Source organism: Diaminobutyricibacter sp. McL0608, assembly GCF_039613825.1.
Classification (GTDB): Bacteria; Actinomycetota; Actinomycetes; order Actinomycetales; family Microbacteriaceae; genus Diaminobutyricibacter.
Window position 1 is genome coordinate 2,281,628 of record NZ_CP154826.1, and the last position, 26,374, is coordinate 2,308,001.

At 67.9% G+C, this 26,374-nt stretch carries 26 protein-coding genes; 13 read left to right on the forward strand and 13 right to left on the reverse strand.

The genetic code is table 11. From position 1 onward, the window contains the following. Window positions 1-100: 100 nt before the first annotated feature. Both AAYO93_RS10830 and AAYO93_RS10835 read right to left on the reverse strand, forming a co-directional pair. Window positions 101-2,659, reverse strand: coding sequence for an ATP-dependent Clp protease ATP-binding subunit (locus AAYO93_RS10830; RefSeq protein WP_345761194.1), 2,559 nt, complete (start codon window positions 2,657-2,659; stop codon window positions 101-103). A gap of 70 nt (window positions 2,660-2,729) precedes the next feature. Further along, a complete protein-coding gene (locus AAYO93_RS10835; RefSeq protein ID WP_345761195.1) occupies window positions 2,730-5,216 on the reverse strand; it encodes a transglycosylase domain-containing protein in 2,487 nt (828 codons plus the stop codon). A 332-nt stretch (window positions 5,217-5,548) separates the two neighbouring features. Here AAYO93_RS10835 and AAYO93_RS10840 point away from each other — a divergent pair, with 332 nt between their 5' ends. After that, on the forward strand, window positions 5,549-6,850 hold the full coding sequence (locus AAYO93_RS10840; protein WP_345761196.1) for an aminotransferase class V-fold PLP-dependent enzyme: 1,302 nt from the start codon (window positions 5,549-5,551) through the stop codon (window positions 6,848-6,850). Further along, window positions 6,847-7,311, forward strand: coding sequence for a Fe-S cluster assembly sulfur transfer protein SufU (sufU, locus tag AAYO93_RS10845; RefSeq protein WP_345761197.1), 465 nt, complete (start codon window positions 6,847-6,849; stop codon window positions 7,309-7,311). The genes AAYO93_RS10840 and sufU overlap by 4 nt, the downstream gene beginning before the upstream one ends. 88 nt (window positions 7,312-7,399) lie before the next feature. On the opposite strand, the gene moaA is transcribed toward sufU, so the two are convergent. The 4 genes from moaA to AAYO93_RS10865 form a co-directional block, all read right to left on the reverse strand. Next, the gene (gene moaA / locus AAYO93_RS10850) at window positions 7,400-8,467 is read right to left on the reverse strand and encodes a GTP 3',8-cyclase MoaA (protein ID WP_345761198.1); all 1,068 of its coding nucleotides are present in this window, start codon (window positions 8,465-8,467) and stop codon (window positions 7,400-7,402) included. A 121-nt stretch (window positions 8,468-8,588) separates the two neighbouring features. Continuing rightward, entirely contained in the window at window positions 8,589-10,202 is a 1,614-nt protein-coding gene (locus tag AAYO93_RS10855; protein ID WP_345761199.1) for an MFS transporter, read from the reverse strand. A 58-nt stretch (window positions 10,203-10,260) separates the two neighbouring features. Then, on the reverse strand, window positions 10,261-11,097 hold the full coding sequence (locus AAYO93_RS10860) for an SDR family oxidoreductase (protein WP_345761200.1): 837 nt from the start codon (window positions 11,095-11,097) through the stop codon (window positions 10,261-10,263). Then, a complete protein-coding gene (locus tag AAYO93_RS10865; protein WP_345761201.1) occupies window positions 11,094-11,531 on the reverse strand; it encodes a nuclear transport factor 2 family protein in 438 nt (145 codons plus the stop codon). Before AAYO93_RS10865 ends, AAYO93_RS10860 begins: the two co-directional genes overlap by 4 nt. A gap of 79 nt (window positions 11,532-11,610) precedes the next feature. On the opposite strand from AAYO93_RS10865, the gene AAYO93_RS10870 reads away from it, so the two are divergent. Continuing rightward, complete coding sequence (locus AAYO93_RS10870; protein ID WP_345761202.1) at window positions 11,611-12,249, forward strand: TetR/AcrR family transcriptional regulator; 639 nt, start codon at window positions 11,611-11,613, stop codon at window positions 12,247-12,249. A gap of 28 nt (window positions 12,250-12,277) precedes the next feature. Then, complete coding sequence (locus AAYO93_RS10875; protein WP_345761203.1) at window positions 12,278-12,595, forward strand: hypothetical protein; 318 nt, start codon at window positions 12,278-12,280, stop codon at window positions 12,593-12,595. Between the two features lie 4 nt (window positions 12,596-12,599). On the opposite strand, the gene AAYO93_RS10880 is transcribed toward AAYO93_RS10875, so the two are convergent. Continuing rightward, complete coding sequence (locus AAYO93_RS10880; protein WP_345761204.1) at window positions 12,600-13,160, reverse strand: TetR/AcrR family transcriptional regulator; 561 nt, start codon at window positions 13,158-13,160, stop codon at window positions 12,600-12,602. Between the two features lie 86 nt (window positions 13,161-13,246). Between AAYO93_RS10880 and AAYO93_RS10885 the strand changes: the two genes are divergently transcribed. Further along, window positions 13,247-14,314 carry an SDR family NAD(P)-dependent oxidoreductase gene (locus AAYO93_RS10885; RefSeq protein WP_345761205.1) on the forward strand — a complete coding sequence of 356 codons (1,068 nt, stop codon included), beginning with the start codon at window positions 13,247-13,249 and terminating at the stop codon, window positions 14,312-14,314. Window positions 14,315-14,392: 78 nt separating this feature from the next. On the opposite strand, the gene AAYO93_RS10890 is transcribed toward AAYO93_RS10885, so the two are convergent. The 3 genes from AAYO93_RS10890 to AAYO93_RS10900 are packed head-to-tail and all read right to left on the reverse strand — an operon-like array spanning window position 14,393 to window position 15,501. After that, window positions 14,393-14,749 carry an SHOCT domain-containing protein gene (locus tag AAYO93_RS10890; protein ID WP_345761206.1) on the reverse strand — a complete coding sequence of 119 codons (357 nt, stop codon included), beginning with the start codon at window positions 14,747-14,749 and terminating at the stop codon, window positions 14,393-14,395. A gap of 20 nt (window positions 14,750-14,769) precedes the next feature. After that, window positions 14,770-15,201: a DUF6325 family protein gene (locus tag AAYO93_RS10895; protein ID WP_345761207.1), complete on the reverse strand. Its 432-nt coding sequence runs from the start codon at window positions 15,199-15,201 to the stop codon at window positions 14,770-14,772. A gap of 42 nt (window positions 15,202-15,243) precedes the next feature. Continuing rightward, a complete protein-coding gene (locus tag AAYO93_RS10900; protein WP_345761208.1) occupies window positions 15,244-15,501 on the reverse strand; it encodes a hypothetical protein in 258 nt (85 codons plus the stop codon). Between the two features lie 221 nt (window positions 15,502-15,722). Between AAYO93_RS10900 and AAYO93_RS10905 the strand changes: the two genes are divergently transcribed. The 3 genes from AAYO93_RS10905 (at window position 15,723) to AAYO93_RS10915 (ending at window position 18,965) form a co-directional block, all read left to right on the forward strand. Continuing rightward, on the forward strand, window positions 15,723-18,239 hold the full coding sequence (locus AAYO93_RS10905; RefSeq protein ID WP_345761209.1) for a LuxR C-terminal-related transcriptional regulator: 2,517 nt from the start codon (window positions 15,723-15,725) through the stop codon (window positions 18,237-18,239). A gap of 107 nt (window positions 18,240-18,346) precedes the next feature. Further along, entirely contained in the window at window positions 18,347-18,811 is a 465-nt protein-coding gene (locus AAYO93_RS10910; RefSeq protein ID WP_345761210.1) for a DUF6325 family protein, read from the forward strand. A gap of 1 nt (window position 18,812) precedes the next feature. Next, the gene (locus AAYO93_RS10915) at window positions 18,813-18,965 is read left to right on the forward strand and encodes a hypothetical protein (RefSeq protein ID WP_345761211.1); all 153 of its coding nucleotides are present in this window, start codon (window positions 18,813-18,815) and stop codon (window positions 18,963-18,965) included. Window positions 18,966-19,054: 89 nt separating this feature from the next. Here AAYO93_RS10915 and AAYO93_RS10920 read toward each other — a convergent pair whose 3' ends face one another. Further along, window positions 19,055-20,575, reverse strand: a complete 1,521-nt coding sequence (locus AAYO93_RS10920; protein ID WP_345761213.1) for an MFS transporter — start codon at window positions 20,573-20,575, stop codon at window positions 19,055-19,057. A gap of 101 nt (window positions 20,576-20,676) precedes the next feature. On the opposite strand from AAYO93_RS10920, the gene AAYO93_RS10925 reads away from it, so the two are divergent. The 5 genes from AAYO93_RS10925 to AAYO93_RS10945 all read left to right on the forward strand — a co-directional run bounded on the left by AAYO93_RS10925 (window position 20,677) and on the right by AAYO93_RS10945 (window position 24,662). Continuing rightward, on the forward strand, window positions 20,677-21,315 hold the full coding sequence (locus AAYO93_RS10925) for a TetR/AcrR family transcriptional regulator (RefSeq protein ID WP_345761214.1): 639 nt from the start codon (window positions 20,677-20,679) through the stop codon (window positions 21,313-21,315). Between the two features lie 207 nt (window positions 21,316-21,522). Next, complete coding sequence (locus AAYO93_RS10930; protein ID WP_345761215.1) at window positions 21,523-22,170, forward strand: hypothetical protein; 648 nt, start codon at window positions 21,523-21,525, stop codon at window positions 22,168-22,170. Beyond that, window positions 22,157-22,513 carry a hypothetical protein gene (locus tag AAYO93_RS10935; protein WP_345761216.1) on the forward strand — a complete coding sequence of 119 codons (357 nt, stop codon included), beginning with the start codon at window positions 22,157-22,159 and terminating at the stop codon, window positions 22,511-22,513. Before AAYO93_RS10930 ends, AAYO93_RS10935 begins: the two co-directional genes overlap by 14 nt. A gap of 19 nt (window positions 22,514-22,532) precedes the next feature. Continuing rightward, window positions 22,533-23,417 carry a hypothetical protein gene (locus tag AAYO93_RS10940; RefSeq protein ID WP_345761217.1) on the forward strand — a complete coding sequence of 295 codons (885 nt, stop codon included), beginning with the start codon at window positions 22,533-22,535 and terminating at the stop codon, window positions 23,415-23,417. 54 nt (window positions 23,418-23,471) lie between these two features. Continuing rightward, window positions 23,472-24,662 carry an OmpA family protein gene (locus AAYO93_RS10945; protein ID WP_345761218.1) on the forward strand — a complete coding sequence of 397 codons (1,191 nt, stop codon included), beginning with the start codon at window positions 23,472-23,474 and terminating at the stop codon, window positions 24,660-24,662. Between the two features lie 13 nt (window positions 24,663-24,675). Here the strand turns inward: AAYO93_RS10945 and AAYO93_RS10950 are convergent, their stop codons facing one another. Both AAYO93_RS10950 and AAYO93_RS10955 read right to left on the reverse strand, forming a co-directional pair. Further along, window positions 24,676-26,136 (reverse strand): flavin-containing monooxygenase, encoded by a 1,461-nt coding sequence (locus tag AAYO93_RS10950; protein ID WP_345761219.1) that lies wholly within the window; start codon window positions 26,134-26,136, stop codon window positions 24,676-24,678. Window positions 26,137-26,152: 16 nt separating this feature from the next. After that, window positions 26,153-26,305, reverse strand: a complete 153-nt coding sequence (locus tag AAYO93_RS10955) for a LuxR C-terminal-related transcriptional regulator (protein WP_345764866.1) — start codon at window positions 26,303-26,305, stop codon at window positions 26,153-26,155. Window positions 26,306-26,374 lie beyond the last annotated feature (69 nt).

Genomic DNA, 26,374 nt, shown 5'->3' on the forward strand with positions numbered 1-26,374 from the left:
CAGGGTTCCTCCCGATAAGACGTTGTCTATTCGGGAAGAACCCTGTTTTCGATGGGATGCGCGTCAGCGCGGGTGCGCGTCAGCGCGAGTGGGGATGCGCTTAGGCGGCTAGACGGAGGCCGGCGGGTTGCGCCGCGGCGACCGTGAGGGCGCCGTCGTGGGCATCGACGTGGACCGTCCCGCCGTCGACCAGCTCGCCGCTGACGAGCAGGTCGGCGATCCGGTCGTCGAGCTCACGTTGGATGAGCCTCCGCAGCGGGCGGGCGCCGTACTCGGGCTCATAGCCGTTCTCGGCGATCCAGGTGACTGCGGCCTCGGTGACGTCGAGAACGACATCCCGCTGCTGGAGCCGTGCCCCCGTCGCCGCGAGCAGCAGCCGAACGATGTCGCGCAGCTGCGCGGTGTCCAGCTTGCGGAACAGCACGATCTCGTCGATCCGGTTCAGGAACTCGGGCCGCATCGCCTCACGGAGCTTGCCCATCACGCGGTCGCGCAGATCCTTCTCCGAAGCGTAGCCGCTGGCGTCACCGGATGCGCCGACTGGCACGAATCCGAGCGCACCGCTTCTCGACGCGAGGAACTCCGAACCGAGGTTCGAGGTCATGATCACGACCGTGTTGCGGAAGTCGACCGTGCGGCCCTGGCCGTCGGTGAGGCGTCCGTCGTCGAGCACCTGCAGCAGCAGGTTGAACACGTCCGGGTGCGCCTTCTCGATCTCGTCGAAGAGCACGACCGAGTACGGGTTGCGCCGGACCCGCTCGGTGAGCTGGCCCGCCTCGTCGTAGCCGACATACCCGGGAGGGGCGCCGACCAGACGCGCGACCGTGTGCCGCTCGCCGAATTCGCTCATGTCGAATCGCACCATCGCCTTCTCGTCGCCGAACAGTGACGCAGCGAGCGCTTTCGCCAGCTCCGTCTTGCCGACGCCGGTCGGTCCGAGGAACAGGAAGCTGCCCACCGGACGGTGCTGGTCGCCCATCCCGGTCCGGTTGCGCCGGACGGCCTTCGAGACCGCGACGACGGCGTCGTCCTGGCCGATCACCCGTTCGTGCAGCTCCGTCTCGAGGCGCGCGAGGCGCTCACGGTCGGCTTCGCCGATGCGGCTGACCGGGATGCCGGTGGCGCGCGAGATCACCGCAGCGACCTCAGGCTCGCCGACGACAGCGTCCACCTGCGGCTTCGTGCTCACCGCGTCGAGCTCGGTCTGCACTCCTTCGATCTCGTCGCGCAGCCGCGACGCATCCTCGTAGTGCTCGGCCGCGACGGCGGAGTTCTTCTCCGCCTCCAGGTTCGCGAGGCGATCGAGGAGACCGGACGCGTCGACCCGCTTGCCGAGTGACAGGCGCAGTCGCGCGCCTGCCTGGTCGATCAGGTCGATGGCCTTGTCGGGCAGGAACCGGTCGGACACGTAACGGGCGGACAGCTCGACGGCCGAGCGGATGGCATCGTCGGTGTAGGTGACGCCGTGGTGCTCTTCGTAGACCTTGCGCAGGCCGGCGAGGATGAGCACGGCGTCTTCGATGCTGGGCTCGCCGACGGTGACCGGCTGGAACCGGCGCTCGAGGGCGGGATCCTTCTCAATGCGGCGGTACTCCTTGAGCGTGGTCGCACCGACGAGGTGCAGCTCGCCGCGGGCGAGGCGGGGCTTCAGGATGTTGCCCGCATCCATTCCGCCTCCGTCACCGGCACCGCCGGCGCCGACGACCGTGTGCAGTTCGTCGATGAAGACGATCAGCTCGTCGCGCCGGGCGCTGACCTCGTCCATGAGCTTGGTGAGCCGTTCCTCGAAGTCGCCGCGGTAACGGGTGCCTGCGAGCATGGCGGGCAGGTCGAGGGCGACGACCCGCTTGCCCTGGAGCTGCTCGGGCACGTCGCCGTCGACGACGGCCTGCGCCAGTCCTTCGACGATCGCGGTCTTGCCGACGCCGGCCTCGCCGACGAGCACCGGGTTGTTCTTGGTGCGCCGCGAGAGGATCTCGACAGTCTGTTCGATCTCATCGAGGCGGCCGATGACCGGGTCGAGCCGGCCGTCGCGAGCGAGCGCCGTCAGGTCGGTGCCGAACTGGTCGAGCATCGGGGTGTCGGAAACGGTGCCGGCCTCAGGTGCGGGCGAGCCGTCGGGTCCGACGCTCGTCGTCTGACGCATGGCAGAGGTGAGCGCTTCTGCGGTCACACCGGCAGACTGCAGGACCTGCCCGGCGGGCGAGTCCTGCACCAGCACGAGCGCGAAGAAGAGGTGCTCGGGGTCGATGTAGGTTGCACCGGATGCGCGGGCGACCTGGTAGGCGTGGAACAGTGCGCGCTGGGCCGAGGGCGTGATCGATGCGGAGTCCGCATCGACGATGCTCCCGCTCTGCGGGAGGCGCTGCTCGGCCGCAGCGGCGACGGCCGCGGGGTCGACGCCGATCCGGCGCATCGCGTCGGCGGCCGGCTCCTGCTCCACCATCACGCGGAGGATGTGCAGGGAGTCCAGCTCCTGGTGGCCGTGCTCGAGGGCGAAGCGGCCTGCCTCCGCCAGGATCTCCTGGGTGCGGCGGCTGAGGAAGCGGCTGATGTCGATCGAGCGCGCGGAACGGGCGCGCTCACCCGCGAGGTAGCGCGCGAGGAACTCGTCGAACGAGTTGCCGCCGTCGCCTTCGGGAGTGAAGTTGTCGGGCACGAGATCTCCTGTTTCTTGAAAGTTGAGTCGTGTACGCTCAAGTTCAACAACAGAGACCTCCGGTTATTCCCTAGCCCCCGGGCGGACTCGTCGGCGGTGCGGACGGCTGATCTGTCGGCCCGGGCAGCCCGGGTGCCCCCGGAGTCGGGGCCGGGGCCCCGCTTCCGTTGCTCACTTCGATCGTGACGGAATCCCCGCTGTTCACCCTGCTCCCCGCCGACGGGTTCGTCGACGCGACCTGGCCCGCGGGCTGCTGGCTGTCCACCTGGTTCGGGTCGACGGTCACCGTGAGGCCGAGGTTCTGCAGCTCGGACTGCGCCACCTGCGGTGTCTGGCCGGACACATCCGGGACCGTGACCTGCGTGCCGTAGAGCTGCGCATCCGACGGCTGAGTGAACGGCGCACCGCCGTACGCCTGGTCGATCGCCTGGAGGATCGGGCGCGCGATGTGGAACTTGACGTCACCGCCGCCGATCCCGTTGAAGTCGAGGCTGCGCAGCGGGGTCGCCCCCGACACGTTGCCCACCCAGGTCGCTGTGGACACCTTGCTGGTCGAGGTCACCAGCCAGTTCTGCAGGGAGTTGTCGGTGGTGCCCGTCTTGCCCATGATCGGTACGCCGTCGTCCGGGTTCGCACTGGCTGCGGTTCCACCACCCTGCAGGACGCCCTGCAGCGCGTAGGTCACGCCGGCCGCGATGTTCGGGGCGAGACCCTGCGTGCACTTCGACGGGGTGACGGCCCGCTCGGAGCCATCGGCGTTGACGACCCGGTCGATCGCCACGGGGGTGCACACGACGCCGCCGTTCGCGATGCCGGCGTAGGCGGTCGCCATCGTCAGCGGCGACAGGTAATTCGTGCCGAGGATCATCGACGGAAACGAGTTCAGCGGGTTGCCGGCGGATGCGGGATGCACGTCCAGGCCTTTGGCAGCGTTCAGGATGGAGCACAGGTCGACTTTGGTGCCCATCATCGCGAAGGCCGTGTTCACCGATTGCGCCGTGGCGGACAGGACGGACAGGTAGCCGGCCGATCCTTCGTCGTTCGACACCTGCCAGTCCGGCCCGTTGATGTCGGCACAGGTGTTGGTGAAGTCGGACGTCGGGAAGTCGTAATGGGTCGCGTCGATCGTGTCGTAGAGGCTGTGGCCGGCTTCGAGCCACGCCGCGAGGTCGAACGCCTTGAACGTCGAGCCGGTCTGGAACCCCTGGGATCCCCCGTACGCCTCGTCGGTGTTGTAGTTGACGGCGGTCGTGCCTGGAACGGCCTGGTCGGTGTTGTTGAAGGCGCGGTTCTCGACCATCGTGATGATGCGCCCGGTGCCCGTCTCCGTCGACACGTTCGACGCGCCGAGGTCGATTCCGTTGGCGGATGCCGGGATGTACGAGCTCAGCGATTGCTGGGCGACCGCCTGCAGGTCGAGGTTCAGTGTGGTGTAGATCTTCAGGCCGCCGCGGTTGAGGGTCGCCCATCGGTCGGCCGAGGTCGCGCCGAACGCGGAGTCGTTGAGCACGACGTCGCGCACGTAGTCGCAGAAGAAGGCCGCGTTGTAGCGGACGGCGGTCGCGCATCCTGACGTCGTCGGCGTGATCGTCGGCTTCACCGGCGTGGCCTTGGCCGCCGTGCGTTGCGCCGCCGTGATCTTGTGGTTCACGTACATCCGGTCGATCACGTAGTCGCGACGTTCCTTGGTCAGCTTGTAGCCGTTCGCAGCGCCGTTGGCCGCGTTCTTGGGTTGGTCGATCCGCAGGTCGGCCGGGTTGTTCAGGATGGCCACGAGGGTCGCCGCCTGCACCAGGTTCAGCTGGGCCGCGGTGACGCCGAAGTAGTAGTGTGCGGCGCTCTCGATGCCGTAGACCTGTCCGCCGAACCCGACGACGTTGAGGTAGCCCATCAGGATCTGGTTCTTGCTGTATTCCTTCTCCAGTCCGACTGCGTAGCGCATCTCCTGCACCTTGCGCGAGAGAGTCTGGCCTGCCGCGTTCTGGTAGCAGGCCTGGACTGCCTTCGCATCGGTTAGCGCGTCGCACTGCTGGACTTCGACGTTCTTCACGTACTGCTGCGTGATGGAGGAGCCGCCCTGCACCGACCCGCCGGAGACGGTCGAGAGCGCTCCGCGCACAGTGCCGAGGATGTCGACCGCCCCTTCCGAATAGAACCGCGGGTCCTCAGCGGCGACCGTCGCATCCTTCACGGTCTGCGCGACCGCGCCCCACGAGACGTTGACCCGGTCCTGGGCGTAGAAGGATGCGATGGGGACCTCGACGCCGCCCTTCTTCGCGTAGATGGCGGAGTCCTGCGCGAACGGCATGATCTTCAGGTCGGATGGGAGCTGATTGAACCCGTTGATGCCGGCGGATGCGGCGGCGCTGACCCCCAGGAACCCGGGAAGGACGACTGCGGCGACCAGCACGGCGGCCATGAGGCAGGCGATCCCGATCTGTGCGAACACGCCCAGGCGGGTCTTCGCCGGGGTGATCTCGTAGCGCCGCAGGGGTTCGAGCCGTCTCGAGAGGTCGGCCATCCGGTCACGACGGAAGAATTGCGGGGAGGTGTCCACGCTCCCACAGTCCCACCGGTTCCCTTGGGTTTCCCTGACGTGGTGGCGGGAAGCCTGACGAAACCTTCATGAAGCGCCCGCGGCGCTCCCACCTATTTCACGGCGACGATGTCTATTGGGGGATGTCCGGGTCCGTCGCCAGCAGATCGGGAGCCACCCGCCCGAGAGGTACCCGAATGTACGCCGCCGCCGGGGCCGCGATGCAGGCTCGCAACAATGTCACAGCCGACCCATCGACCGCGTGCGCGGCGTAGCCTTGGAGTGCGGAACGCGGCGCCGTGCCCATACCGGCGGTCTGCAGCGCGCCCCGACAGGAACAGGACTGCACCACGATGACACTTGCCGACCCGACGACGCGGGCTCTGACGACCGAGGAGGTCGACAGCCTCCGCCGCGATTTCCCGATCCTCCGGGAGCGGGTGAACGGGCATCCGCTCGTCTATCTCGACTCCGGCGCGACGTCGCAGCGTCCGCGTGCGGTGATCGACGCGGAGGTCGATTTCGCGGAGCACCACAATTCCGCTGTTCACCGCGGGGCGCACACGCTCGCGGCGGAGGCCACCGAACTGTTCGAGGATGCGCGGACGACCGTCGCGTCCTTCGTCGGAGTCGGTCACGACGAGATCGTCTGGACGTCCAACGCTACGGAGGCGATCAACCTCGTCGCCTACGCGATGTCGAACGCGAGCGCGGGACGCGGCGGAGAAGCAGCTGAGCGCTTCCGCCTAGGTGAAGGCGACGAGATCGTCGTGACCGAGATGGAGCACCACGCGAACCTGATTCCGTGGCAGGAACTGGCTGCGCGGACGGGCGCGTCCCTCCGGGTGATCCCCCTGACCGATGCGGGCACCCTCGACCTTGAGGAGGCGGCCCGGGTCATCGGCGACCGCACACGGCTGGTCTGCTACACCCACGTCTCGAACGTGCTCGGCACGGTCAACCCCGTCGAGAAGCTGACGGCCCTCGCCCATTCGGTGGGAGCTCTCGCCCTGCTCGACGCCTGCCAGTCGGCGCCGCATCGTCCCCTCGACCTGCGCGCGCTCGACGTCGACTTCGCAGCGTTCTCCGGCCACAAAATGCTCGGCCCGACCGGGGTCGGCGTGCTCTACGGCCGCGCGGAACTCCTCGACGCCCTCCCTCCGTTCCTGACCGGCGGCTCGATGATCACCACGGTGACGCTCGACCACGCGGAGTACCTTCCGGCACCGCAGCGGTTCGAGGCCGGCACGCAGCGTGTCTCCCAGGCGATCGGCCTGGCCGCGGCCGTCCGCTACCTCGACTCGGTCGGGCTCGACCGGGTGCACGACTGGGAGTCCTCGCTCGGCCGTCGACTCGTGGCCGGCCTCGCGGACATCCCGGGCATCCGTGTCCTCGGCCCCGCACTGGGCGACGAGCGGGCCGGGCTCGCAAGCTTCGACGTCGACGGCGTCCACGCCCACGATGTCGGCCAGTACCTGGACGAACTCGGCATCGCTGTACGCGTCGGCCACCATTGCGCCCAGCCGCTCCACCGCCGGTTCGGCGTCACAGCGACGACCCGTGCGAGCACGTACCTGTACACGACGCCGGACGAAGTCGACACGTTCCTGAACGCGGTCGCCGACGTGCGGCCCTTCTTCGGAGTCGGGCGATGAGCGACCACGGCACCGGATCCGAGGGGATGCCCCTGCGCGACCTCTATCAGGAAGTGATCATGGATCACGCCCGCAAGCCCCACGGCTTCGGGCTCACCGATCCGTCGAGTGCCGAGTCGCATCAGGTGAACCCGACCTGCGGTGACGACCTCACCCTGCGCGTCCTCACGGATGCGTCCAGCGGTCTCGTGGAGTCCGTGAGCTGGGAGGGCCACGGCTGCGCGATCTCGCAGGCGTCCGCATCCCTGCTGTTCGACCTCATCCGCGACCTCGACCGCGATGCGGTGAACGCACGGATCGACGCCTTCCGCACGATGATGCAGTCGAAGGGGACCCTCGACGGCGACGAAGAGCTCCTCGGCGACGCGGTGGTTCTCGCCGGCGCCTCCCGCTACGTCGCCCGCGTGAAGTGCGCCATGCTCCCCTGGGTCGCCCTCGAAGACGCCCTCACCCGGGCATAGGCCGCGCGAGCACAGGAAAAAGCATCCGATCGTCGCGATTCGGGATGCTTTTTCCTGTGCTCGCGGGTTGGTCGGGGCGAGCGGCGGGTCAGCCGCCGATGGCGCCCATGCTGCGCTCTGGGGGGATGAAGTCGGCGGCGTTGATCCCGTGGCCGGCCCATTTGCCCCACATGGCACCCCGCCACCATTGGGCGATCTCCGCGTCCGACGCGGCCCCGCGGAGCAACGGCCGCAGGTCGGTCTCCTCGTCGCTGAAGAGGCACGAACGCACGGTGCCCTCCGCCGTGATCCTCGTGCGGTCGCACGCCTCGCAGAACGGCCGCGTCACCGATGCGATGATGCCGACGGTGTGCGGGCCGCGATCCACCGACCACTCTTCAGCCGGCGCCGACGGGTCGTCCCGTCCGATCTCGGTCAGCTCGAAACGCTCGCCGAGCCTCTCGAGGAGTTCGGCCGCAGTGACGAGGTTGTCTCGTGTCCAGGTGTGGTCGGCGTCGAGCGGCATCTGTTCGATGAAACGCAGGCGGCAGCCGTTGGCGATCGCCCACTGGAGCAGGTCGGGCGCGTCATCGAGGGTCGACCGCATCATCACGGCGTTGAGCTTGAGCGGAGCCAGGCCCGCTGCGTGCGCCGCACGGATGCCCGCGAAGACCGAGTCGAGACGGTCACGCCGGGTGAGCTCGGCGAAGTGCTTTCGGTCGACGGTGTCGAGGGAGATGTTGATGCGGGTGAGCCCGGCGGCCACCAGGCGCGCGACACGGTGTTCGAGGCCGACGGCGTTCGTCGTGATCGACAGGTCTATGCCCGGCGCGACTGCGGCACTGCGAGCGATGATCTCTTCCAGGTCGGCGCGCATGAGCGGCTCACCGCCGGTGAACCGCACCTCGCGGATCCCGAGGTCGCGGGCGCCGATGCCGACGAGGCGCGCGATCTCGACCGGCGTCAGCAGGTCTTCGCGAGCGATCACGGGCAGGCCGGCCTCGGGCATGCAATAGGTGCAGCGCAGCGAGCACTTCTCCGTGACGGAGATACGCAGGTCGCGAGCTGTACGACCGAAACGGTCGATGAGGCCCGGAACCTCCGGGCGATCGGCAAGGCTCGGCATCTGCGCCGGGTCGCGCCGAATGCGTGGGATGCCCACGGTGACCTGGGTCATGGTGTCACTGTACGTCGACTTGCGCCCTCCGCACTAATTGTTCGCGACCGCCCTCGTACGTACGCGGGCGCTCAGAAAGAACGCGTGCGGTCGCTCAGCGCGACGGCCCCGGCGGACGGGCTCACCCGGTCTTCGCCTCGTCCCATTTGCGTCCGGCGACCTCGGTCGGGATGCCCTTCGAGAGCAGCAGGGAGCCGAGCGTGATCGCGATCAGGCCGAAGAACGCCGTTTCGAGTGACGACAGCTGGGCATCGGTGTAGACGGCTGCCAGCTGCTTGGACTGGTCTGCGCTGAGACCGTTCTCTTTGCCGATCTCGGTGACGGTCGCGGCCGGGACGATGGCGACTCCGCCCTCGGTCTCTGTGGCGACGGTCGCCTTGACGTCGCTGGGCAGCGTGCTGGCTGCGACCCCTGCCGAGAACGAGGTTGTGAGGGCCCCGATGAGTATGGAACCGATCAGCGCCGTACCGAGCGAGGAGCCGAGGTTCTGGAACACTCCCTGAAGGCCGCCGACCTCGCTCGTCTCCTTCTCGGTCACACTCGACATGTTCACCGCGCCGAGCTGCGATGCGAGCAGGCCGAGCGCGGCCCCGGCGAGGAACATCCCGAGCCCGAACAGGAACGACTGCAGGTCCGGGGAGACCGCGCCGAGCAGAAGGATCGCGCTGCCGACCAGGATCCACTGCCCGACCCGCACGATGCGCCGGGGAGACCAGATGCGCGAGAGCCGGGTGCCCACGATCGAGAACAGGATGAGGGAGATCGAGAGCGGGAAGATCCGGATGCCGGTCTGCAGCGCATCCAGCCCCAGTGTCATCTGAAGGTAGACCGGCACCATGAAGAACAGGCCGGCGGTCACTGCGTACTGCGCGCCCAGGACGCCCAACCCGCTGCGCAGCTGGCGGATGTCGAAGAGGCTGACGTGCACCAGCGGAGGCCGCCCCGTGGCGACCAGACGTCGCTGCCGCGCGATGAACGCCCAGAGCAGGATGGCCCCGAGGAGGATCAGCCACGCTGAGAGCGAGATTCCGAGCGGCTGGATCGGCACGCCGTTGATCTCCGGGGACGCAAGCGGGGTGATCCAGCCCCAGGTCTTGCTCTGCAGCATCCCGAGCACCACGAAGACGAGGCCCGCCGCCGAGAGCAGCACGCTCCAGACGTCGATGCGCTCGGAGCGTCGCCCGGCCTTGTCCGCGATGACCCGCGCGAACAGGACGACCACCGCCATGATGACCACTTCGGCGACGAAGACGTAGCGCCAGCTGAAATACGTGGTGACGAAGCCGCCGATCAGCGGTCCTGCGGCGACCGCGGCCCCCGAGACCGCGCCGATGATCGCGAAGGCCGTGATCCTGCTCGGGCCGGTGTAGTTGTCGGCGACGAGGGCGGCGATCGCGGGGATGACCAGCACCGCGCCGAGACCCTCGATGATCGACCAGCCGAGGAACAGCACCACGATGTTCGGCGCGAGAGCCGTGGTCAGCGACCCGATCGCGTAGACGATCGATCCGATCACGAACGCGCGGCGCCGACCCCACAGGTCGCCCAGCTTCGCCCCCAGCAGCATGACCGACGCCATCGTCAGCGTGTAGAAGGTGATGGCGGCCTGCATCGCCGAGACCGTCGTGTTGAGGTCGGCCACGACCGTAGAGATCGACACGTTCATGACAGTGCCGTCGAGCACCATGACGAACTGGGCTGCGCCGAGGATGATGACGACGGACCACTTCTTCATGTTCTGCCCCGCTTCTCAGCCGTTGTGTTCGTGCCTAGCGGCCGGCAGCGAGCCGGTGTCAGCCCAGTATCTTCCCCGCTGTCGATGGAGCGCAACGGTCGGACACGGTCATGTCGGTCGTATTCATGACCACGGCGGCATGCGCCTGACGCGCGAACGACGGTGAGAACGGCTTCGCTGCGTGCGAGAGAAGCCGCAGCATGCCGAGCGGGACGTGGCGGATGCGCGCAGGAGTCGAGGCACGCGCGACCGCCTCCTCGGCGATCTCGGTGAAGGTGCGGGCGAGCCGGGGCGTGACATCGAGCTCCCGGTTGCGACGCGGATGCTCGGAGACGGCTTCGGCGATCGCGTCGGCGACCGCGGCCGCTCGCACGAAGTCGATGGGATTGGTTCCGGACCCGAACACGAGCGCCTGGTGGCGGTCGTCGACATGGGCGCCGATGATTCCGGTCCACGTCTCGAGGAACGGTGCCGGACGGATGATCGTCCAGGAGACTGCGCTCGCCGAGAGTGCCCTCTCTGCGGCGAACTTGGCCCGGTGCAGGCTCATCGGATGCTGCGGGCCGGCCCCGTAGGCCGAGACCAGGACGATGTGGCGCACGCCGGCGGCTGCCGCCCGCCCGATCGCGGCGATGTTCGCATCCCGGTCGATGGTCTCCGGGCTGATCCCCCGCGGGCCGACGAAGCCGTGAGCGGCGAGAACGACGACCTCGCAGCCGCGCATCGCCTCTTCGACGGCAGCGATGTCACGGACGTCACCGACGACGACCTCGACCCTGTCTTCGGCGATGCGCGATCGATCACGCGTCAGGACCCGGACCTGCTCGCCGCGTGCCAGCAGCTCGGGGACGAGTATGCGTCCGAGGGTTCCACTCGCCCCGATCACGAGGGTCATGGCCGCGCACCCGAACCGCTGGCGTGCGTCACGCGTGCGATGGTCTCGTCGATGCCGACGTCGGCGACGGAGACGGGTTCGAGGTAGAAGCGCGCTTCAGTGATGACGTCGTCTCCAATCGTGAAGACGATCACGCCCCGCATCAGATGGGTCGACCCGTCGCGCCGTGTGCCCCCGAGCTCCCACTCGCTCCACACGGTCCGGTCGTCGACGGCCGTCGCGAGCAGGTTCGCCCGCAGGTCGGGTATGGCGGCGAACAGCTGCCCCCAATTGCGCCCGACCTGGGCGGAGCCGGTGAAACCCTGGGCCGGATGGACCGGCGTCGCGTTCACGTAGTCGTCGGCGAAACATGCGGTCAGAGCGTCGAGGTCATGTGCGTTCGTCGCGGACACGAGTCGCGCTATGACGGCAGTCGGATCAGTCGAACCTCTCATCGGAGGCCTCGATTCCATTATTGGTAGCTAGAATGAATACGGTAGCATAGAATGAATACGGTAGCATAGAATGAATCGCATGTCCACGGATTCGAAGCGCCGACCGTACGATTCCCGCGCACGTCGCGCGCAGGCGCACCGCAACCGAGCCGCGATCCTCCAGTCCGCCCGCAAGCGCTTCCTCGCCGACGGCTACGCTGCGACCACCATCGCGACGATCGCCGACGACGCCCAGCTCTCGATCGACACGGTCTACAAGACCTTCGGCGGCAAAGGCGGACTGGTCCGGGCAATCTACGACGAAAGCCTCCTCGGCAGCGAGGCGACGGCCGCACCGCTCCGGTCCGACGCGCTGCAGGACGGAGAAGCGGATGCACGCGCAGTCGTCCGCGGCTGGGGCGCGCTGACGGCGGAGGTCGCCCCGATGGTGGCGCCCATCCACCTCCTGGTCCGCGACGCGGCTGCATCCGATACCGAGATGGCCGCGCTCCTGCGCGACAGCGACGACAGCCGTCGCGCGCGGATGCGGCACAACGCACTGTCGCTGGCCGACCGCGGCCGGCTCAGGCCGGGAATCACGCTGGAGGAGGCGACCGACATCATGTGGGCGCTCAGTTCGCCCGAGCTGTTCGAGCTGCTGGTACTCCGAGCCGGCTGGTCGCCCGAGCGTTTCGGACGCTACGTCGCCGAATCGCTCGAGTCCGCACTTCTCCCCTGATCGCGGGCGGGGGTACAGACTTGAGCACATGGGATCACTGACCTACGGCGAAACGCAGACATTCGAGTTCGATGACCGAATGCTCAGCCACATGAAGCTCGCCATCGTGGCGAAGCTGCTGCGCCACGAGAGCTTCCTCCTCAACTGGTCCCTGCCGCCCGACAAGGGATCCGGCCGGATCAGCCTGTGGATAAGCAGGGAATCCCAGCTCACGTTCCGCTTCGTTGGAAGCCGGCCGCCGTCGATCAACCTGCGCTGGATCGAGGCGCTCACCGCGACCTCCGTGCGGACCGGTGGGATGCAGGTCATGGACGAGGCCGACGCGGAGATGATGCTGACCGCCTGACAGGTCAGGGACGCGGCACGAAGGCCGCGCGGAAGATCGACCGCGCTTGCGCTCCCACGCCTGCTCGTTCGTCCGCCGCGGTTCGCGCCAGCAGGAATGCGAGCATCGTGAACGCGAGCATGACGTCGGCACTCTCCACGTGCGAGCCGATCGTTCCCGCCGACTTGTCGCGGACCAGGATCGCGTCGACGACAGCGATCACCCGGTCGCTCAGGTGGTCCGCCCGAGGGTCCCCCACGCCCGATGAGACCACCTCGATGAGAGCAGTGGAGCCCAGTGCCTGCTCGGCGACCGCATCGAACAGGTCGCTCAGAGTCGCGTCCTCACGCGTGCCCAATGCCTCGAGTTCGGTGATGTTGTCGTCGAACACGGCCACGGCGAGGTCGAGGCGGTCGGGGAAGTGGCGATACAGGCTCCCTTGACCGACGCCCGCCCGGCGGGCGACAGCACTCAGGGGTGCGTTGTAGCCGGACTCCGCGAAGACCTCGCGCGCGGCCACGATCAGCGCGTGCCGGTTGGCCGGGCCCGCACTCGGCCCGCGATTCGTTTTCTTCGTGTCCGGCACGGGTGTAGCGTACTACCGGACAATGATGTCCGGTAGGAGCGACCCCTCAGACAGCGCTCCCCACAGAAACCAGGAGGAACACCCGCATGGCCAAGACAACCCGACTCACCGGCGACTCGTCGATCGGAACCTGGCTCGACGATCCGATCGGCGGACCGATCATCAGCGAACTGCTCGCGCAGTCCGGCCAGGATGCGTCAGTCATGAAGCCCGTCCGCCGGCTCGCGCTGAAGCGACTGGTGAAGCTCAGCCAGGGCGCCTTCACCGCAGAGATGGTCGACCAGCTCGTACAAGGTGCCGCGGCCGCAGCATCCGCGCGGGGTGCCGAGACCGCCGGAGCGGGTGACGCAGCGGATGACGCCGAGCCGACCGAGCCGACAGCCGAGACCCCGGTGTGGGTCGAGAAGACCACGAACGGCCGCTTCAGCGGCAATACCGTCATCGTGACCGGTGCCGGTTCCGGAATCGGCCGCGCAACCGCATCCCGCGTCGCACGCGAAGGCGGCCGCGTGATCGCGGTCGACATCTCGCAGCAGCGTCTCGACGAATTCGTCGCCGAGCACCCTCAGGCGCAGATCGTCCCCGTCGTCGGGGACATCACCGACGATGCCGCGATCGCATCGATCGTCGCCGCCGCGGGCGACAGGATCGACGCACTGGCGAACGTCGCCGGCATCATGGACAACATGACGCCCGTCCACGAGGTGGGCGACGATGTCTGGAACCGGGTCTTCGCGATCAACGTCGTCGGCACGATGAAGCTGATGCGCGCCGTCGTTCCCACGATGCTCGCCCAGGCGTACGGATCGATCGTCAACATCGCGTCGGAGGCCGCCCTGCGCGGGTCTGCTGCAGGTGCTGCCTACACCGCGTCCAAGCATGCGGTCGCCGGCCTGACGAAGAGCAGTGCGTTCATGTACGGACCGAGCGGGATCCGCGTCAACGCGGTCGCCCCCGGCCCGACCATCACGAACATCCAGGCGAGCTTCGCTTCTCCTCTCGGAGCCGAACGCGTCCAGCTCGCCATGACCGTGCTGCCCGACCCGGTCGAGGCGGATGCTCTCGCCGCATCGATCACGTTCCTGCTTAGCGACGACGGCGTGAACATCAACGGCGTCATCCTGCCGTCCGACGGCGGCTGGTCAGCGGTCTGAACCACCGCCTACGGGCAACAGAAATGGCTGGTGACGCACACTTGCGCACCAGCCATTTCTGACACCTCAGCACCCCTGCTAGCCGAGAAGCTTGGCTTTCGCCGCAGCGAACTCGTCATCCGAGAGGATGCCCTGCGTGTGCATCGTGGCAAGGTTCTGCAGCTGAGTCATCATGTCGTTCGCGGGCGCTGCTGCCGGAGCGGGTGCCGCCGCGGCCTGCTGCGCCTGCTGCGCTGCCACCGCCTGCTGCGCCGCGTAGTCCATCTGCGCCTGCTGCTGCTGCTGCTCGTATGCCTGTGCCTCCGCGGCCTGCTGCGACTTGGCGTCCTGCCGCGAGCGCATCCCGCCCGACACGGCCGTCGCCGTGCCCGCCACGACCGCTGTCGTCGCCGCAGCACGAACCAGCCCGCCTCGGCCCATCCGTCGTCCCAACATAGTGTTCTCCTTCAGACGATCTATTCGGCGCTGCTCAGCGCTGCGATTTCGTTGACGACCGGGGCCGGGATGCGTTCCGTGCGCAACACCGCTCCGCCCGCGTTGAAGAGGGCCTGGGCGAAGTTGCGGGCCCAGGTGTGCTCGACGACGAGCAACGCCGCCGACGTTCCCGGTTCGAGGTCGTCGGCGAAGTCGGCGACATCCTCCTCGCCGGCGATCCCGATCTCGAGGAGTTCGAACTCCGGGAGGCCGTACTCGTCGGCCACCTCATCGATCTCGAGGACCACCACGTCACCGGTCTCGAAGGACTTCGTGACGAAGAGGAGGTCGAGCAGTCTCACTGTTCCCGTCTCGACGACGTCGACGATCGCGTTGACCACATCGGGTCCCGGGCGCTCACCGTCGAAGCCGATGAGGAAGATCTCCACGGGTCCGTACTCGAAGTCAGCCATGATCTACCCCCGGACGCGAGAGTCGGCCCTGAACTGCGATTGTCATGTGTCTTCCCTTCGTGTGGATGGTTCATGGTCGGCGTCCGCGAATTCGCCCGGACGGGGGTTAACGGAGACGAGCTCGATGTTCAGGCTGGCCACAGTGTCGAGCAGTCCGTGAAGTCGCGCCTGATCCGGGACCGTTCCGACGAGGTGAGTGAAGCCCTGCTCCACCTCCTTGACGTGGAAACCGGGGAACGCACCGAGGACGGCCGGGCTGAGTGTGCCCCGGATCACGATCTCGTACGTTTCGTTGAGCACGACGCCCTCTCCCACACGGCTCCGACCTTTCGTGTCTCAGTGTCGACGCATCCCCTGCCGAGGGCATCATCCGAGGAGGGTGATACGTCCCGTCCCACCCCAATTCGGGTGTGGCTTCCGAGGCGATGTCCTGCCACACTGAGGGGGATAGAGAGAGCTGGGTTATGGGTGAAAACCGCAGCGTTCCGCGTCACGCGATAGACAGGCCGACACTTCGGGGAGTGCTCGACGGGGTCCTGTCACAGCCTCTGGCGCTTATCGTGGCGCCCGCTGGGGCTGGGAAGACCGTGCTGCTCGAGCAATGGGCCGCGGTGCATCCCGATCGGTCGTTCGTCTGGCTCGACGTCACAGCGGCCGACAACGATCCCAGTCATTTCGCCGCCAAGCTGATCGCCGCACTTGCCGCGGTCAAGCCGCACTTCCTCGATGTGGCGGCTCCCGTGGCCACCGCCGGTGGCCGGCTCGGTGAGACCTTCCTCGAGGTCCTTCCGTCGCGGCTGGCAAAGCTGCCCGACACCGTCGTCGTGTTCGACGATGTCCACCACCTGACCAACCGGAGCCTCCTCGACGACCTCGAGCGGATCGTCGAGTTCGCCCCTCCGAACATCCACACCGTCTTCTCGACACGATTCGATCTCCCCCTCGGCTGGAGCCGCCACCGCCTCAACGGCGACCTCGTCGAACTGCGCAGTGCCGACCTGGCGTTCGACACGGAACAATCGTCGGAGCTGCTCGCGCGGCTCTGCGGGCGCCGGTTCGACGCAGAGTCCGTGAACGCCCTGGTCGCCCGCACCGAGGGCTGGGTCGCCGGCCTCCAGCTGGCAGCGATGACGCTGAAGGGGCGCGACGACCCGGAGGAATTCATCGAGCAGTTCGGTGGAACGGACCGGATGGTCGCCGACTACCTCACCGACGAAGTCCTGCACGTGCAGCCGAGGCGCAGGCGCACGAGCCTGCTCCGCATGTCCGCGTTCGACGAGATGTCGGCCGACCTGATCACGGAGGTCACCGGCGAAGACGGCGCCCAGTCGTGGCTGGAGTCCCTCGAACGCGAATCGATGTTCCTGGTCCCGCTGGACACGCGCCGGGAATGGTTCCGCTTTCACCACCTGTTCCGCGACCTGCTCCGCTACCACCTGCGGGCCGAAGAGCCCGGCGCCGAATCCACCCTGCTGGCCGGGGCCGCTGACTGGTATCTCGCCCGTGCCGACGTGCAGCGAGCCGTGGAATACCTGCTGCGTGCCAGGGAGTGGGAGCGCGCGCTCATGATGGTGCGCACGCGCGGGGCGGAGATCTTCGAGCGCGGCGAACTGCGCACGGTGATCCGCTGGATGACCGACCTGCCCGACTCCGTGGTGCACGATCGGCTCGACCTCCTCCTGCTGCTCGGAGTCCTGCGCGGACTCGAAGGGCAGATGGTCGCTGCGGCCGATCCGTTGCGTCGCGTGATCAACGACCCGGATGCGACCGTCGGCCAGCAACTCGTCGCGCACGCGATCATCGCCTGCCAGGCGTGGTGGAGCCCGCATCCGGAAGCATCAGTGGATGCGGCGATCCGGTCGCTGGCGCTGCTCGAGGCGAATCCCGGCTCCTCCACTCCTGATCTGCTGGGGATCACCGACTTCGAGTCGCTCCGAACCATGACCCTGTTCTCGGGCGGGCGCGCCCATTTTCTGAACGGAGACTTCTCGGAGGCCCGACTCTGGCTGGAACGCGCGACACGGTCCGAGGGCGCCGGCTACGCGCCGTGGCGGATCAGTTCGCTCGGTTCCCTGGCACTCGTGGAGGCGTGGTGCGGGCACACGAACCGCGCGGAGGACCTCGCACTGGAAGCGCTCGCGATCGCCGAGGAGGCCGGGCTGCTCACGCACGCGTCGACGGCCGACGCCCATTTCGCCGAAAGCCTTGTCGCTACGGAACGCTCGGAGCCGGACCGCGCCGAACGCAGTCTCACCGAGGGCCTCGCGCGAGCGGTGCCGAACAAACGCACCCAGCTCATGTGGATCGCCCACCTCATCCATGCCGAGCTGGGCGGGACGACCACGGACGACATTGCAGGCGTGCCGGATGGCCCGCCGCCGCCCGTGGTCCGCGATCGGCTGACCGCGGTACGCCAGCGCGAGCGCCGGCTGTCGGGTCGGGATGCGCTCCCGTGGGCGGCGGAGCCCGAGGGCCAGGATGCGCCGGCGACGCGCTTCGAGCACACGGCGGCCGCTCTCGTCCACCAGCAGCCGCAGCGGGCACGGGCCCTGCTGGCGACCGATTCGGACACACCGAGCGAGGAACCGCTCCTCGTCGTCGAGCGACTGATCCTGCGTTCGTGGCTCGCGGATGTCGAGGGCCGGCCGACCGCGGCAGAACGAAGGCTCGGAAAGGCACTCGCGCTGGCCGAAGAGCACGCGCTCGTCGATGTCTTCCTCCGCGCCGGCCCCCATGTCGTCGGCCAGCTCTCCCGGCTCCCCGGTGAACGGTCCGCCTTCGCAGAGCGCATCCTCGACCGCGCGGCCAGCGCTCTGGCGCCGGCCGCGGTGTCCACTCTGAGCGAGCCGCTGACCGAGCGCGAGCTGGAGATCCTCGCGTGCCTTCCGAGCCGGTCGACGAACGGTGAGCTGGCGGATCGCTTCTACGTCTCGGTGAACACCATCAAGACCCACATGGTGCACATCTATCGCAAACTCGATGTGCCCAATCGGAGCGCCGCCATCGTCCGCGCCCAGGAACTGGGCCTGCTCCGCTGACCACTATCACCCTCTTCGCGTGATGCGGAACGTCCGCCCGCGGCGGTAGCGTCACCGCAGCAGGTGCCGCGCAGCAGCGCGGGAGCGCGACAGCGAAGGAGCACACCATGGCGGATGACGACCTCGAGCAGGCGGGACCGATCGATTTCGTGATCGTCGAGTTTCCTGCCGGCCAATCGAACTTCAGCGGCGAGATGGCCGACGAACTCGTGAAACTCGTGGATGCCGGAACGATCCGGCTGATCGACGCGATCGTCCTCGCGAAGGACGAGAACGGAGACGTCGAGGCGATGGAGCTCTCCGACCTGGACGATCTTGGGCCGCTCGCGGCACTCGAGGCCGAACTCGCGGAGTTCCTGGCCGAAGAGGATGTGGCGAACCTCGCGGCAGCGATGGATCCGGGCAGTGTCGCGGGAGTGCTCGTGTACGAGAACCTGTGGGCGGCACCGTTCGCTGCCGCAGCGCGACGGGCGGGCGGCCAGCTGATCGCCGACGGCCGCATCCACACGCAGGCGATCGTCGCCGCCCTCGAAGCTGAAGCACAAGCAGAACTCGAAGAAGAAGGAGCCTGACATGTTGCGAGCAGGTCGAGTCGGGCGGGTCGGCGTCGTACGCGCTCCGGTCGCCAAGGCAGCAGTCGTCACGCGGGCGGTCTCCCCCGGCCCGTCGCCGGTCGCGAAAGCGGCGGTGGTGGGTGCGGTCGTGACCCCGCGCCGGCGCCTCTGACGAAAATCCTGTCGGGCGTCTGACAGACGTATCGGTGACCCACGCACTCAGTCTGCGTGGGCCACCGATTTGGCCGCGTCGGTCGTCGCTCAGTGCGCGATGGCCGGCTCGGGAGCTGCGGTGGCAGCGGGTGCAGCTGCGCCCTGTTGCACGACCGCAGTGCTGCGGCGCCGGAACACCAGGGACGCGATGACCGCGCCGATGGCGAAGAACAGCGCACCCCAGAGGTAGGCGACCGAGTAGCTGTGCACCGCGGCATCCGTGACGACCGACGGGGTCGGCGGCAGATGTGACGCCACGTAGTCGGCGGCGGCCGTCGCCGCGAGCGTGTTCAGCAGCGCGGTTCCGAGAGAGCCGCCGACCTGCTGGCTCGTGTTGACCGTGGCCGACGCGACACCGGCGAAGGAGCGGTCGACACCGAGAGTGGCGGTCTGGATCGACGCCGGCATGATCGAGCCCATCGCGAAGCCCAGGATGAGCAGCGGTGGCAGGATGTCCGCGGCGTAGGTGCTGTGCTGGTCGAGGTGCGTGAGGTAGAGCATCCCGATCGCCCCCAGGGTCATGCCGAACGGGACCATCACTTTGGGCCCGAACCTCGGCAGGAAGAGGTTCGTCGACAGCTGCGCCGACACCACGAGCATCCCGATCATCGGCAGGAAGCCGAGCCCGGTCTGGATGGGCGAGTAGTGCAGCGTCTCTTGCATGTAGTAGGTAACGAAAAGGAAGATCCCGAACATACCTGCACCGGCGATGAGCACCGAGATGAAGGCCGCTCCGCGGTTGCGGTTGAGCACGATCGCCAGGGGCAGCAGCGGGTGCTTGGCACGGAGCTGCCAGAGCACGAATCCGACGAGCAGCACGACAGCCGCGGCGAGGAAGCCCCAGGTGAGAGGCGAATCCCAGCCGTCGGTCTCGGCGTTCGAGAACCCGTAGACGAGGCTGAACAGCGCGCCGGAGACGAGCACCGTTCCAGGGATGTCGAGCTTCGGCCGCGGACCGGTGCGCTGGACGCTCGTCACGAACAGGATGGCCCCGACGATCGCGACCATGGCGATGACGACGTTGATGTAGAGACTCCAGCGCCAGCTGAAGTACTCCGTCAGGACCCCGCCGAGCAGGAGGCCGATGGCACCGCCCGCACCCGCGATCGCCCCGAAGACACCGAACGCGCGAGCGCGTTCCTTGGGGATGGTGAAGGTCGTCGTCAGCACGGCCAGCGCGGTCGGCGCGAGCAGCGCCCCGAACGCCCCCTGGAGCGCTCGGGCGCCGACGAGCAGGCCGAACGTGTTGGCGGCGCCACCCAGCGCGGACGCGCCGGCGAAGCCGATGAGGCCGATGATGAACGTCCTCTTGCGGCCGATGAGGTCGGAGAGGCGGCCGCCGAGCAGCAGGAGGCTGCCGAAAGCAAGAGAGTAGGCCGTGATGATCCACTGGCGTTCGGCGTTCGTGAAGCCGAGGTCGGCCTGGGCGGACGGAAGCGCGATGTTGACGACGGTCGAGTCGAGGACGACCATGAGCTGGGCCAGCCCGACAGTGGCGAGAGTCCACCAGTGTCGTGCGGTCGTCGGCGTGTGCGCGACGGTTGGAATCGAGGATGTTGTGGGTGGCATGAGACCCACTATATCCGGAACTCGGCAGTTTCGGATATTAACAGTTCCTTAAATGTTATGATTTATGAAGAACCGCACAGACACAAAGGGAGATAGCCGCAATGACGCAGCTCGACCTGACCCAGAACGAGACGGCCGAACCGTCGAAACTCGGGCGCAAACGCGACCACACCCGCGACCCCGAGATCCTCGAGGCAGCCCTCGACGTCCTCGCCGAGACCGGCTACGACGGCATGACCATCGAGATGGTGGCCAACCGCGCCAAGGCGGGCAAGGCCACTCTCTACCGCCGGTGGGCCTCCAAAGGCGAACTCGTCGTCGACGCCGTCGCCTGCATGAAGACCGCCGACCTCGATCTGGACCACCTTCCAGACACAGGAACACTCCGTGGGGACATGCTCGCGATGGTCAAGCCGCACTCGATGCAGGACGGCGAGAAGAAGCTCCAGGTGATGGCCGGCCTGATGTCGATGCTGTCACGGACCCCCGAACTCGCCGATGCCGTGAACGCGGCGATCGTTGAGCCCCGGGCGAAAGCCAACCGCGTCTTCCTGCGCCGCGCAATGGAGCGGGGCGAGATCTCCCCCGACGCCGATATCGACGCCCTCTCGCTGCTCACCCCGTCGATGGCGGCCTATCGCTCACTCATCCAGCGCAAGCCGGTCGACCGGGCCTTCCTCGTCTCGCTGATCGACGGTGTCCTGCTCCCGGCCGTCGGGCTCACTCCCCCGAAACCCTGACCGCGCGGGCTACGGCTCTGGCCGCGCGGGCTCATGGTCAACCGCGCATCCGCGGAATATCCTGAGAGTCTGAACAGCCGTCCGGCCCGGAACCGCGCCCCAACTATCGGGAGATCTTCGACAATCCCCTAGAACTTTGTCAGGACCTGTGCGTACGCTTCGAGGTCCGTCGGTGTGTGTGCCGGGCTGAGGAATGGGGTGGATGGCATGGCGACAGGTTCGCAGAACGTCCCACGGGCCTCGCGCGCACCCCTGCGGGTGGGGATGATCTCGCGCAAGCGGCTCGAACGGCTCGCGCGTCAGGACGCCGCGACAGCTGCGCCTCCCGTGCAGTACGACGGCGATACGGAGCCCTCGACGCCGACGGTCCAGGCCATCCAGGCGCACGCGAACGGCTACTCACGCCGCGAAGAGCAGCGCTTCCATGCACGTGTCAGCGCGGAGCTGACGGAGTATCGGATGCTCATCCGGTCGCTCGACGACGACATCGCCGCCTACGAGACGAAGACCGACGAACTGGCACCACCCGACCGGGAGGCGATCGCCGAAGGCCGTGGACCGACCTTCGAAGAGCTGCGGCGCCTGGAGCGCAGGATCAGCAGGGGCCGGAGGCGCGTCGACGAACTCAGGGCGGTCATCCAGGCCCGCTTCACGGCTGCCCGACTGCGGGCCAACCGGTACTACGACCACTCGGACGAGAAGATCGCCATCTACTGGGGTGCCTACCGGCGCTCCGGCACCCACGATCGTCCAGTCGACCGCGCTCCGGTGCTGCGGCGCTCGGACTGGCTGACGAGCAAAGAGCAGACCAAGCTCCTCGAACTCTGGCAAGGGGGAACCGATGCCCAGACGTGACCGGCCGGTGGCCGACTACGACGTTCCCAAGACGGGACGCATCCGCCGACGCCTCTTCTGGCGCCTCCGACGGATGCGCGACGCCGTCGACGTGGAGACCCTGGAGGTCTTCGAACACGAGCTGTCCGCCTTCGAGCGGGCGGGAGTCGCCGAGATCGACCGTCAGCGCACACGCAATGTCGCGACGTGCGCCGAGCGGGTCTCCGACGCGCAGAAACGCGAAGAGCTGATCCGCGCCGCGATCGTGCGAACCGACGACCAGATCAAGCGTGCCGACCTCGCGGTCGAACGCCTCGACGCCAAGCTCCTCGGGCGCGACCCCGAGCTGCACAATTACGCGTGATCGGCTGAAGGAGAACACCATGGCCAGGGACATCGTCTCGAAACCGCCGCGCATCCGCTCGCGCATCGGTCACATCTCGCCGCTCGCGCACGTGCTCGTCTACCTGCTGCTGCTCGGCATGATCACCGTCGACTACATCCTGCTCGCGCAGGCGCTCACGCTGCTTCTGCGCAACGACAGCCAGTACGGCTCGATCGGGTTGCAGATGTACGTGATCACCCTGGGCATCTCGCTCGCCGTGGTCGCACTTCCGCACGTCGTCGCCATCCTGATGCGGCGGATCCAGGCCGGCGTCATGTCGCGCCGCTGGTCGATCCTGGTCATCGGGCTCTCGCTCATCTGGGTCGCCGTGCTCGCGGCGATCACGATCGCGCGGATCAAGGCGGGCATCGACGCCCAGAACGCCGGTGGCCTCACCGGCCTCGTCGGCGGCACGACCCCCTCCGGCCCGACCGGCTTCTCCTGGTCCGCGCCCGACACGATCATGGCCTTCCTCATGCTCGGCGTGCTCGTCACCTCGGGCGCGGTCAGCTTCATCGTCGCCTGGCTCACGACCCGTCCGCTGCTCAGCGCCGCAGAGAAGGCTCACGCCCACGCCGACAAGCTCCGTCTGTACCGCGACCAGCTCCTGGGCGAAGCGGTGCAGGCCCGCGAGACCACGCAGCAGACGCTCCGCCTCGACCACGAGGACGCAGTCCGCTACACCGGCGCGCGAATCACATTCGCAGCGCGAGTCGACCTGCTCCGCGCCCAGCTCGCGACCCGGCTTGCGCAGCACGAGCGCGACCCCGAGAGCACCAGCCAGATCATCCGCGAGCTTCGCGCCCGGCGGATGCCGGACCTTCCCGCCCCCGAGACGCCCGAGGTCGCGCCCAGCGTGCAGCCGTCGCAGCTGACCGACTGAACGAACCAGCCCGGACTAGCCCCCACGGCGCATCCGGCCCGAAAGGACTCACCAATGATCATCCGTCGATACGCCAGAGCCGGCCTCGCCATCGCCGCCGTCCTCGCGATCGGCGGCGGTCTGACCTCGTGCGCCTCGGCGACGGCTGCCGGCGCGGCATGTGACCAGTCCCAGAAACGCAACATGGGCGTCGTCGCAGGCAGCACGGCGAACGCGCCCGCGACGAGCCTCGCGTCGTCTGCGGTCGAGCAGCTCTCGGCAGTGAGCAAGAGCAACGGCAGTGTGACCGTGGTCGTCCCGTCCGGCACACCGCAGGTGATGGGGACCACCCTGGTCGGCTCGACGGCGCAGGATGCGATCGTCTGCCAGAACGACCAGCGCAACAAACTGAACCAGATCACGTCATACATCAACGGGTTGAAAGCCACTGCACCGCAGGTCGACTTCCTCGGGTCCATCGACCGGGCGGCCCGCAACCTCGGATCGAAGCCGATGGGGGTGCTCGTGATCGGAAGTGGTCTTCAGACGACCGATCCTCTCGATTTCGCGAGCAGCGGCGTGCTCTACGCCGACCCCGCCCAGGTCGTCAGCGACCTGAAATCGCGCAACCTCCTGCCGAGCGACCTGAACGGCGTCACCGTCTACTGGTCCGGGATGGGCGATGTCGCCGGTGCGCAGGCGCCGCTGACCATCCCCGCGCGCAGCAACCTCATCGCGATCTGGACCGCGATCATCAAGGCGGCGGGCGGCACACTGTCCCTGCTCCCGGAGCCGGCGTCGGGAACCGCCGTCTCCGGTCTTCCGGCGGTCTCGACCGTGCCGATCGAGGCGGTGCAGACGAAGACCGACTGGACGCATCCGATCGTCATCCGCAACAGCGACCTGCTGTTCGTGAAGGACACCGCGACGTTCGCCGACCAGGCGAAGGCACAGGGTGTCCTCGCGCAGTTGGTGCCCTCGATCGAGCAGAACGGCCAGCTGGTGACCATCACCGGGACTGCGTCGAAAGACCAGGCCACCAGCAACACGGCAGACCTCGCGCTGTCACATCAGCGAGCGGCTGCGGTGAAGGCCGCGCTCGTGCAACTGGGCGTTCCGGCATCGCTGCTCCAGACCGCGGGCGTCGGTCACGACTGGTGCGGCTGGAAGAGCGAGACGGATGCAGGTGGCGCGTACTCCGACGCCCTCGCCGAACAGAACCGCTCGGTCATCCTCACCTCCCCCGGAGTCGGCCTCTGCAGCTGAGCGCGCCGCTCGGTCAGGTCCGCGCGATGACGTACTCTCGGGGGTCGAACCGGCGCACGACGCGGCGGAACGACGCCGCCCTCCGCGGCCACAGCACCGTGTTGCGCCCGCTACCGGCATCGAGGAAGAAGTTCGTGCATCCGCTCGACCACACGCCGTCGCTCAGGTCGCGGCCCAGCGACCGGTAGTACGCCGCGACCGACTCGGGTCGCGCATCCACCACCGCATCGCCGCGGATTCGGCGCAGGGCGTCGATCGCATAGCCTATCTCGGCTTCGATCATGTAGATCGCGCTGTTGTGCGAGAGCGCGACGTTCGGGCCGTGCAGGAAGAAAAGGTTCGGGAACCCGGGGACAGCCGCGCCGCGCAGAGCGAACATCCCGTCGTCCCAGGCGTCCGCGAGCGTCGTGCCGTGCACGCCGACGATGTGCTCCGCGATCCTCGGCCGCGTGGCCTCGAACCCGGTGGCGAAGACGAGCACGTCGAGAGCGTGCCGCGCGCCGTCTGCGGTGACCACCCCATCCGGTGTGATGCGTTCGATGCGTTCGGTCACGTAGTCCACGTTCGGCTGCTGGATGGCCGGGTAGAAGTCGTCGGAGACCAGCACGCGTTTGCAGCCGACCCGGTAGTCGGGGCGCAAGCGCTCACGCAGTGCACGATCGGTGACCTGCGAACGCATGTGCCTGGTGGCGATGGCCTCGATCGCAGCCCCGAGCCGCGGGCGTGAGAACCCGAACCACCGGCTGTCGTACACGGCGAAGGTGAATGCCCGGCTGGCGCGCTGCAGGGCAGGGACGACCGCGAACAGGCGCCGCCGCGCGTTGGAGGTCGGCTTGTCACGGCGCGGGATGATCCACGGTGGCGTCCGCTGGAACACGGTCAGTCGAGCGACGGTCGGCTGCAGCGCGGGCACGATCTGGATGGCGGACGCGCCGGTTCCGATGACGCCGACGCGTTTGCCACCCAGCTCCACCGAGTGGTCCCACTGCGACGAGTGGAAGCTCTGTCCCGCGAAGGTCTCGAGTCCGTCGATCGCCGGGACGTGGGGGTCGACCAGTTGTCCATGCCCCGACAGCAGCACGCGGCAGGTCACTGTGCCGCCCGACGTGACGACCGTCCATCGACCGGCCCGGGCATCCCACGCCGCATCCTGCACGTCGCAGCCGAAACGGATGCGCTCACGTAGTCCCGGCCGACTCGCAACCCGCTTCAGGTAGTCGAAGATCTCCTGCTGCCCGCCGTACACCGAACTCCACGACGGGTTCGGCGCGAACGAGAAGGAGTAGAGGTCGCTCGGGATGTCACAGGCAGCACCAGGGTAGGTGTTGTCACGCCAGGTTCCACCCACTTCGTGCGCCCGTTCGAGCAGGACGAAGTCGGTGAAGCCGTTCTCGAGGAGCTGCCAGGCGGCCCCGATGCCGGCGATACCGGCGCCGATGACCGCGATGTCGACGGTGTCGTCGATGTCGTCCATCGCCCGGGTCCTCTCGTCACGAGCCCGCGCCGTCGGGAACGAGGGCTGAGTACCAGGCGGCGATCTGCGAGCGGGAACGAAAACCCATGCGCGCGCAGATCCGCTCGATGTGCGACTCGGCGGAACGCTCGGTGATGGTGAGCCTGGCCGCGATCTCGCGGTTCGTCATGCCATCGGCGACGAGTGCGGCGACCTCCCTCTGGCGCGGGGTCAGGGTCGGCAGTGCGTGGCCGCGAAG